Origin of the sequence: Pseudomonas sp. K8 (genome assembly GCF_014889455.1) — a bacterium.
Classification (GTDB): domain Bacteria; phylum Pseudomonadota; class Gammaproteobacteria; order Pseudomonadales; family Pseudomonadaceae; genus Aquipseudomonas; species Aquipseudomonas veronii.
This window is the reverse complement of sequence record NZ_VJWO01000106.1, coordinates 1-1,594: the sequence shown is the minus strand read 5'-3', so window position 1 is coordinate 1,594 and position 1,594 is coordinate 1. Positions and strand designations below refer to the sequence as shown.

Sequence of the window (1,594 nt, the reverse complement as noted above, 5' to 3'; positions counted from 1 at the left end):
CCTTCCCCACGCTTTTGTTTCGCGGCATCCACCAAATGCCCCAGGTTCAGCTGGCTCTTACCTCCATACTCAGTACTGACCTTGACGTGCTCCCGCCCCCGCGTGTCATCCATCCGCAGCTTGTTATTCGCCGGGGTACGCAGCACGTTGCGTTTGTAGTTACGCAAGGTCACATGATCGACATGCTGGCTATCGTGCAACGCGTGCGCGATGTAGGGCCGGTCCGGGTCGCCCTGCTCGAACGCAATCGCCACTTCGGTCCCTGCAATCAACGGCAGGTGCAGGCCGTGGGTATCTCCGGCGTAGGGGCGGGCCAGGCGTAGCCATAGGCTTTCTTCGCCGGGTTTCCAGGTGTCGCGGTCGAACAGGAAGTTGACCTTGTAGCGCCCTTCGAGGTCGATGTGGCCGTAGGGGTCGTTGGCCTGTGGGCTGGTGACGCGGGCCGGGACGGTGCCGGCGATTTGGGGTTTGGGCTGCAGTGCGGGGCGAAAGCACACGGTGTCTGAATAGGGTATGGCCTGGAAGGTCGCGACCAAGCTGCTATCGCGGGCGGCGGTGGTGGTCAGGCCGGTGATCACCGCGCCCGGTGTGAAGGCTTCGGGCGCGCCGCCGGTGGTGTGCAGCACCTGCCCTGGCGCTAACGTGGCGCTGCTGGTGATGCCGCTGAGTTGGGTCTGGGCGTTGAGGTAACGCTCGTGGCGCAGGCGTGCGTAGAAGTAGCCGCTTTCGCTGAGCAGGTCTTCGTCCTGATCCAGTCGGTCGCCGAGGGTCGTGTAGGGCTCGGCGTAGTGGTAGGCCTCGCCGTAGGTGCCGCTGGCGCCGCGGCTCTGGTCGATCTCGCCGCTCAGGTGGGCGCCGGCGTCTCGGGGGTGGTAGGCGCGGATATGCACCTGTTGTTCGACCACCCGGTGGTTCGATTGCAGGTGCCACACCGCGTCCTGCCCGCTGCTGCCCAGCCCGGATTGCGGGCGATACGGCAGCGCGATGTCGAACTGGTAGAGGCGCTGATCGTCGCAGAACTCGACCACATCGATACCCAGGCGTTCGTCGCTGGTGAAGCGGTACCAGATGCCGACGTCGGCGAGCAGGCGGTCGATGAAGGCCAGGTCGCTCTCGCCGTATTGCATGACCTGCTCGCGCCTGGGGTAGTCGCGTTTCAGGCTGAACAGAAAGTCCTGGCCTTCAAAGTCGTGGCGGCTGCGCAGGATGCTTTCGACGATCTGTGGCACGGATTGATGCTGGTAGATGCGAAATTGTCTGCCTTGGCCGAGCAGAGCCAGGCGCGGCTGCAGAGTGAGTTCATAACGGGCCTGGTCGTTCGAGCCGGACTGACGCTTGAAGCCGGTGACCACACCGTGCAAGGTGCGCAGCGGTTTGACCGCGGGCGCGCTGAAGCCTGAGGCCGGTGGTTTTTGCGGGGCGGCGTGCAGGCTGAAACGGGCGTCCTGGCCAAGCAGGGTTTCGGCGGCGAGGTCACGTTCGGTGCTGGTGAATTCCACGCGATAGGTGAAGGGTTGACTCAGGTGTTCGTGGCCTTCAAAGGCCAACACGTCGAGACGGGCTTCGATGTTGCGCACACTCAAGGTGTGCCGGC

Annotated in this window: 1 protein-coding gene; it reads right to left on the bottom strand. The window is 64.2% G+C overall.

What is annotated here, in order from left to right; all coding sequences use genetic code 11:
- A partial coding sequence (locus tag INT12_RS30355; protein WP_193041221.1) for a type VI secretion system Vgr family protein occupies positions 1-1,594 on the bottom strand: 1,594 nt, incomplete at both ends.